Origin of the sequence: Azospirillum sp., assembly GCF_035627195.1 — a bacterium.
Lineage (GTDB): Bacteria > Pseudomonadota > Alphaproteobacteria > Azospirillales > Azospirillaceae > Azospirillum.
On sequence record NZ_DASPMG010000160.1, the window covers coordinates 1 to 6,500 of the forward strand.

The following is a 6,500-nucleotide window of genomic DNA, read 5'->3' on the forward strand; positions in this document are numbered from 1 at the left end:
AGGTGGCGGCGCGCGGCTCGACGCACCTGAAGGTGCAGAAGGCGGTCAAGGGCCAGACGGTGACCACCGGCGTCGCCGAGTTGGACGGCGACGAGCGCCGCGAGGAGATCGCCCGCATGCTGTCCGGCGCCACCGTCACCGAGGAGGCCCGCCGGGCGGCCGACAGCCTGATCGCCGGACGCGGCTGACCGGCAGCAGGCGGGGGCGGCGCCTCACCAGACCTTGCAGTCCAGATCGAAGACGGTGCCCGTCATGCGGACCTCGATGCTTTCGCCCGGGCGCCGGTTTTCGTCGCACACCTTTTTCCATTCGGTGGTCAACCCCTGGACCGTCACGTTCAAGGCGCGGACGTTCTCCTGCCGTTGGCAGTAGCGCTCGCCGGCAAGGAGCGTCTTCCAGCCGGAGTCCCGGCGGTGCTCGGCGTCGGTGAGATAGAAGGTGATGTTGGCCCTGCCCTTCACAGCGGCGTTGTTGTAGGCGCAGACCTGAATATCGGCAGAGGCCGGGGTGGCGGTGGCGATGGCCGTGGCGGCCAGAGCGAACAATCCGAAGGCTGCGGACTTCATGGCGGGTGCTCCACGTTCGATGGTCTTGCCGGGTTGGTCACGCCGCCGGCCGGAAAGTTCCACCGCGACCGGAAATCTGCCCCGCGCGCTCGGCATTTGTCCGAGGCGTGCCAAGCGTGCTCTCCTCGCCCTCCCCCGAACCGGAGGCGCGCATGGGTTGGCACACGCTGGGTCTGTTCCTGGTCACCTCGTTCGTCCTGTCGATGACGCCGGGGCCGAACATGCTGCTGGCCATGAGCCTGGGGCTGCGCTTCGGCGTGCGCCGCGCCGCCTGGGGCGGCCTGGGCATGTGCGCGGCGCTGGCCGGCATGGCGACGCTGTCGGTAATGGGGCTGGGCGCGCTGCTGGCGGCGTCGGAGCCGGCCTTCCTGGCGGTGAAGTGGGCCGGCGTCGCCTACCTGACGTGGCTGGGCATCGCCACGTGGCGGGCGCCGGTGAACGGCGATGCGGCGGCGCCGGACGCCGCCCCGGCGGTGGAGGCCGGCGGCACGCCGGCGCGGCTGTTCCTGCGCGGCGTGCTGGTCGCCACCAGCAATCCGAAGGCGCTGGTGTTCATGGCCGCGCTGTTCCCGCAGTTCATCGAACCGGCGGCCCCGCTGCTGCCGCAGCTGACCATCCTGGTCGCGGTGATGGTGGTGGTGGAGTTCGGCTGGATCCTCGCCTACGCCGTCGGCGGGCAGACCATCGCCGCCCGCCTGTCCGGCGCCTCGGCCACGCGCACCGTCAACCGCGTCAGCGGCGGGCTGATGGTGGGCGCGGGCGGCCTGCTGGCGCTGGTCCGCCACGCGTAACCCAACACGCGCAAGGGCGAATCAGCGCCAGGCGTAGTTGAAGCTGATGGTGATGCGCTCCGTCTCGGCGCGGTTCAGCGACACTTCGTGCCGCAGCCAGCTTTCCCACAGCAGCAGCGTGCCGGGCTTCGGCACCATGGGAACGAAGGGCTGCACCTCGCGTGCCGCCTTGGCCTTCTTGGGAGGGGAGCCCATCATGAAGCCCAGGCGCGGATCCTCGAAGCGCAGCGTGCTCGCCCCCTCCGGCACGTCGACGTAGTAGGTGCCGCTGATCACGCTGTTCGGGTGGATGTGCGAGCCATGGAAGCCGCCCGGATCGAGCACGTTGATCCACAGCGAGTCGAGTTCCAGCTTGCGGCCGCCGAGGTCCCATTCGAGGATCTTGGCGAAGCCCTTCACGTGGCGGTCGATGTGCTTGGTCAGATCCTTCACCGCCGGGAAGCGCCAGGACAGGTCGTCCAGCGAGGCGTAGGAGGTGTAGCCGGTGTAGCCGTGCTCGTCCGACCAGTCCTGCCCCGCCTCGTCGTCTTCGGCGGCGGAGCGGCAGGAGGCGGCGAGTTCCCCGTTCAGGGGAACGACTTCGGCCAGTTCGGCACGGTAGATGCGCGTGACGAACAGCGACTCCACGGAGGAGGGGGATGCGGTCTTGCTCATGCCGCCTGCTCTAGCCGAAAGAGCGTAGGCCGTCAAAGGGACGCCTTGCCGCGCCCTGCGGGCGCGGGAGCCGCATTGTCAAGCGTCGTGGGAGAGGCTATCTTTGAAGGAAGCCGGGGGTGTCTCCGCACCCCCGGCCACCTCCTAGCGACGCTTCAGGGTGATGCGGATCTCGATCCGCCAGCCCCGAAAGCGAAGCCGGAGAGAAAAGATGGGCTCTTCCATCTTGTTCTCCCTTGGTTGGCCGGCCGGGCCCGTCCCGGCCGGCAACTCATTTCAGCACAGGACAGGGGCCTTGCACACCATCGCGTGTGTGCGGCAAAAGGTATTCGCGCGTCCGGACGCCGTATCGGACGTCACCCCGGCCGCTTCCACTCCTGCCAGCCGCCCAGGCGGATGACGAAGTGCAGCGCCGTGAAGGGGATGCGCAGGCCGATGTCGCGGGGCTGGAAGAACAGCAGGCGCTTGGGAGCCCCCAGCGCGTCGATGTCCAGCCAAGCGCCCTTCGGCGTCTCGTCGAACTCGTCACTCATCACCTGCCAGATCTCCAGGCCGTTGCCGCGGTTGGAGATCTTGTACTGGCCGCAGCGCCATTCCGGCCCTTCGCCGATGCCGCCTTTCACGACCTTCTCCTCGCCCTGCATGTCGACCTGGCCGACGCCGGCCGCCTGGCCGCTCATGCCCGGCCCCTGGCTGTGCGCCCGGAAGCCCAGGCTGAGCCACGGCGTGCGGGCACGCGGGATCAGCGCGCGCACGGCGCGGGCGTCGTCGGCCGCGAAGTGTTCGGGGTCGTCGTAGAGGATGCGGTCGAGCGCCGCCGCGACCACGAGCCGGTCGTCGATCGCCATCGGCGGCGGTGCGGACATGGCGGCGCGTCTCCTGGGGTTCGGGCCGGCGATCAGGCGGCGGGGGCCGCCGTGTCGTCCACCACCTCGAAGCCGTGCGTGATGGCGGCGGTGGCGCCCAGCATGACGGAGGCGGAGCAGTATTTCTCCGCCGACAGGGCGACGGCGCGCTCCACCTTCTTCGGGTCGAGGCCGCGGCCGGTGACGATGAAGTGCGCGTGGATCTTCGTGAACACCTTGGGATCGGTGGCGGCGCGCTCCGCCTCCAGCTCCACCACACAGTCGGTGATCGGCTGGCGGCCCTTCTTCAGGATCATCACCACGTCGATGGACGAGCAGCCGCCCATGCCCAGCAGCAGCATCTCCATCGGCCGCACACCCAGGTTGCGCCCGCCCACGTCGGGAGCGGCGTCCATCACCACGGCATGGCCGCTGCCGGACTCGCCGACGAACATCATGCCGTCCACCCACTTCACGCGCGCCTTCATGATCTTTCCTCGTGCATACCCCGACCGCGAGGCTCAGCCATTTCACCGGCCGTAGGCAAGCGCTATTCTCCGTCCCTCGCCACAGCCTGGGTCACGCCATGTCCGATCTCTTCTCCGTCCCCGCCAACCCGCGCGCCGTCCCCGTCGAGGAATTGACGATCGAGCAGGCGCAGGCGGAACTGGCCGCGCTGGCGCAGGAGATCGCGCACCACGACACGCTCTACCACCAGAAGGACCGGCCGGAGATCTCCGACGCCGCGTACGACGCGCTGGTCCGCCGCAACAACGCCATCGAGGCGCGCTATCCCGAGCTGCGCCGTGCCGATTCGCCGAGCCTGCGCGTCGGCGCCGCCCCGGCGGCGGGGTTCCGGAAGGTGCGGCACGCCATGCCCATGCTGTCGCTGGGCAACGCCTTCGCGCCGGAGGACGCGCACGACTTCGTGAACCGCATCCGCAAGGATCTGCGGCTGGCCGCCGACGCCCCGGTCACCTTCGTGGCCGAGCCGAAGATCGACGGGCTGTCCTGCTCGCTGCGCTATGAGAACGGGCGGCTGGTGCTGGCGGCCACGCGCGGCGACGGCACGGAGGGCGAGGACGTGACGGCCAACGTCATGACCATCAAGGACGTGCCCAAGCAGCTCCCCGCGCCCTGCCCCGCCGTGCTGGAGGTGCGCGGCGAGATCTACATGAACCGCGACGACTTCCTGGAGATGAACCGCGGGTATGCGGAGAAGGGCGAGCCGGTGTTCGCCAACCCGCGCAACGCCGCCGCCGGCTCGCTGCGCCAGAAGGACCCGTCGGTCACCGCGTCGCGCCCGCTGTGCTTCTTCGGCTACGCGCTGGGTGAGGTGTCGGAGCCGATCGCCGACACCCAGTGGGGCATCCGCCAGCGCCTGGAGGCGTGGGGCTTCCGGCTGAACCGCCCGGCCGAGCACGTGGACGGGGTGGAGAAGCTGCTGCTGTACTACGAGCAGGTCGGCCGCCGCCGCTCCACCCTGCCCTTCGACATCGACGGCGTGGTTTACAAGGTGGACCGGCTGGATTTGCAGGAGCGCCTGGGCTTCGTCAGCCGCGCGCCGCGCTGGGCCATCGCCCACAAGTTCCCGGCGGAGCAGGCGCAGACGCGCCTGAAGGGCATCACCATCCAGGTCGGCCGCACCGGCGCGCTGACCCCGGTGGCGGAGCTGGAGGACATCACGGTGGGCGGCGTCGTGGTCAGCCGCGCGACCCTGCACAACGAGGACGAGATCGCCCGCAAGGACGTGCGGATCGGCGATCTGGTCATCGTCCAGCGCGCGGGCGACGTCATCCCGCAGGTGGTCGGCGTGGTCGAATCGCAGCGGCCGGAGGGGGCGGCACCCTTCGTCTTCCCCGACCATTGCCCGGAGTGCGGCAGCCTCGCCGTGCGCGAGGAGGGCGAGGTGGTGCGCCGCTGCACCGGCGGCCTGATCTGCCCGGCCCAGGCCAAGGAGCGGCTGCGCCACTTCGTCAGCCGCGACGCCTTCGACATCGAAGGGCTGGGCGAGAAGATCATCGAGGAGTTCTGGAACGACGGGATGCTGCGCTCCCCCGTCGACATCTTCACGCTGGAGGAGCGCGAGAAGGCCGGCGCCATCCAGATCCTCGGCCGCTTCGGCTGGAAGGAGAAGTCGGTCGAGAACCTGTACGCCGCCATCAACCAGCGCCGCGCCGGCACCGACCTGCACCGCTTCATCTTCGCGCTGGGCATCCGCCACGTGGGCGAGGTGACGGCCAAGTCGATGGCCCGGCACTTCGGCTCGCTGGACGCGTGGCTGGCGGGGATGGAGGCGGCGGTGCAGGCCATGCCCGGCGCGGCGTGGCGCGAGTTGACGGCGCTCAAGGGCGTCGGCCCAACCGCCGTCAACGCGCTCGTGGCTTGGTTCTCGGTGCCGGAGAACGTCGGAAAGGTCGACTTCTATGCCGGGCAACCGGGGCTCGCTCTGGAGACGGTGATCGGCACCCTGATCGGCAAGAGGGAGGCCAACAAACGGGTCACCGACGCGCTGGCGGCGCACTACGGCGACCTGGAGCGCTGGAAGGCGGCCATGGCGCAGGCCGCCGCCGAGGCGCCGGGGCCGGCGTGGGACGCGCTGGTGCGCGTGCCCGACGTGGGCGAGGTGGCCGCCGAGGAGATCGCCGGCTTCTTCATGGAGGAGCGCAACCGCGCGATCATCCAGGGCCTGCGCGATGCCGGCGTGCGCGTGCTGGACGCCGAGAAGCCGAAGGTGACGGGCTCCCCCGTCGCCGGCAAGACGGTGGTGTTCACCGGCACGCTGGAGACCATGACCCGGGACGCGGCGCAGGACCGCGCGGCGGCGCTGGGCGCCAAGGTCACGAACTCGGTATCGAAGAAGACCGACTACGTGGTCGTCGGCGCCGACGCCGGCAGCAAGGCCACCAAGGCGCGCGAACTGGGCGTGACCGTGCTCAGCGAGCGGGAGTGGCTGGACCTGATCGGCGGGTGATGTCCGGCCCGCGCCGAAACGGCACCCGTAGGTTGGGTTGAGCGCCAGCGAAATCCCAACGCCTTCCGCGCCGCGGGCGGTGTTGGGTCCAGACCCAACCTACGGGCCGCTGATCCTTGCGGACAGCGTGCCCCGCCCTGCCTCTTGAGATTTACGCGAACAGCGCGTCGATGTCGGCCTGGGAGATGTTGCCGGCGTCTTCCGAGGGTGCCGGGCCGTGCAGCTCCAGGTCGCCGTCCAGCTTGGTGACGGTGGGCGGCAGCGGCATCGCCTCGAACTCGCGCCGGTTCCAGAGGCCCATCATCGCCTCGATGCGCTCCTCGATGAAGGAGAGCGCACGGACGACCTTGGTGATGCGCTGGCCGGTCAGGTCCTGGAAGTTGCACGCCTCGTAGATGCGGACGATGACCTCCTGGAGGTCGTTGACGCGGTCGTGCTGGTAGCCTTCGGGGATCGAGGAGCGGAGTTCGTGGACGATCTCCTCCATCTCTTCCGCACAGGCCATGATGGTGTTGGTCGCCGCCTCGGTCGCCGAGACGACGGCGCTCAACTCCTGCGACGCCTGGATGAACTTGTCCTCGCCGGCCAGCGGGTGGCGCAGGGCCGCCATCTCCACCTTGGTCGCCTTGATGCGGCCGGAGATGTCGGCCACCTCCGTCTGGATCTGGTC

General features: G+C 69.8%; 7 protein-coding genes and 1 pseudogene. 3 read left to right on the forward strand and 5 right to left on the reverse strand.

What is annotated here, in order from left to right:
* Positions 1-188: pseudogene (locus VED21_RS14750) on the forward strand (DNA repair protein RecN); the annotation flags it as partial.
* A gap of 24 nt (positions 189-212) precedes the next feature.
* Here VED21_RS14750 and VED21_RS14755 read toward each other — a convergent pair.
* Positions 213-680, reverse strand: a complete 468-nt coding sequence (locus tag VED21_RS14755) for a hypothetical protein (protein WP_324883226.1) — start codon at positions 678-680, stop codon at positions 213-215.
* Between the two features lie 38 nt (positions 681-718).
* Here VED21_RS14755 and VED21_RS14760 point away from each other — a divergent pair, with 38 nt between their 5' ends.
* Complete coding sequence (locus VED21_RS14760; RefSeq protein WP_324883228.1) at positions 719-1,357, forward strand: LysE family translocator; 639 nt, start codon at positions 719-721, stop codon at positions 1,355-1,357.
* Between the two features lie 21 nt (positions 1,358-1,378).
* Here the strand turns inward: VED21_RS14760 and VED21_RS14765 are convergent, their stop codons facing one another.
* The 3 genes from VED21_RS14765 to VED21_RS14775 form a co-directional block, all read right to left on the reverse strand.
* The gene (locus VED21_RS14765; RefSeq protein ID WP_324883230.1) at positions 1,379-2,011 is read right to left on the reverse strand and encodes a TIGR02466 family protein; all 633 of its coding nucleotides are present in this window, start codon (positions 2,009-2,011) and stop codon (positions 1,379-1,381) included.
* Between the two features lie 356 nt (positions 2,012-2,367).
* A complete protein-coding gene (locus tag VED21_RS14770; RefSeq protein WP_324883232.1) occupies positions 2,368-2,877 on the reverse strand; it encodes a hypothetical protein in 510 nt (169 codons plus the stop codon).
* Positions 2,878-2,909: 32 nt separating this feature from the next.
* On the reverse strand, positions 2,910-3,344 hold the full coding sequence (locus VED21_RS14775; protein ID WP_324883234.1) for an OsmC family protein: 435 nt from the start codon (positions 3,342-3,344) through the stop codon (positions 2,910-2,912).
* Positions 3,345-3,442: 98 nt separating this feature from the next.
* Here VED21_RS14775 and ligA point away from each other — a divergent pair, with 98 nt between their 5' ends.
* Positions 3,443-5,830 carry an NAD-dependent DNA ligase LigA gene (ligA, locus tag VED21_RS14780; RefSeq protein WP_324883236.1) on the forward strand — a complete coding sequence of 796 codons (2,388 nt, stop codon included), beginning with the start codon at positions 3,443-3,445 and terminating at the stop codon, positions 5,828-5,830.
* A gap of 151 nt (positions 5,831-5,981) precedes the next feature.
* Here ligA and VED21_RS14785 read toward each other — a convergent pair.
* On the reverse strand, positions 5,982-6,500 hold a 519-nt coding region (locus VED21_RS14785), incomplete at its 5' end, for a hypothetical protein (RefSeq protein ID WP_324883238.1).

Bases quoted from the DNA above. Each gene is read 5' to 3' on its own strand.
- VED21_RS14760 (WP_324883228.1), top strand. From the start codon at position 719: ATGGGTTGGCACACGCTGGGTCTGTTCCTGGTCACCTCGTTCGTCCTG.
- VED21_RS14765 (WP_324883230.1), bottom strand. From the start codon at position 2,011: ATGAGCAAGACCGCATCCCCCTCCTCCGTGGAGTCGCTGTTCGTCACG.
- VED21_RS14770 (WP_324883232.1), bottom strand. From the start codon at position 2,877: ATGTCCGCACCGCCGCCGATGGCGATCGACGACCGGCTCGTGGTCGCG.
- VED21_RS14775 (WP_324883234.1), bottom strand. From the start codon at position 3,344: ATGAAGGCGCGCGTGAAGTGGGTGGACGGCATGATGTTCGTCGGCGAG.
- ligA (WP_324883236.1), top strand. From the start codon at position 3,443: ATGTCCGATCTCTTCTCCGTCCCCGCCAACCCGCGCGCCGTCCCCGTC.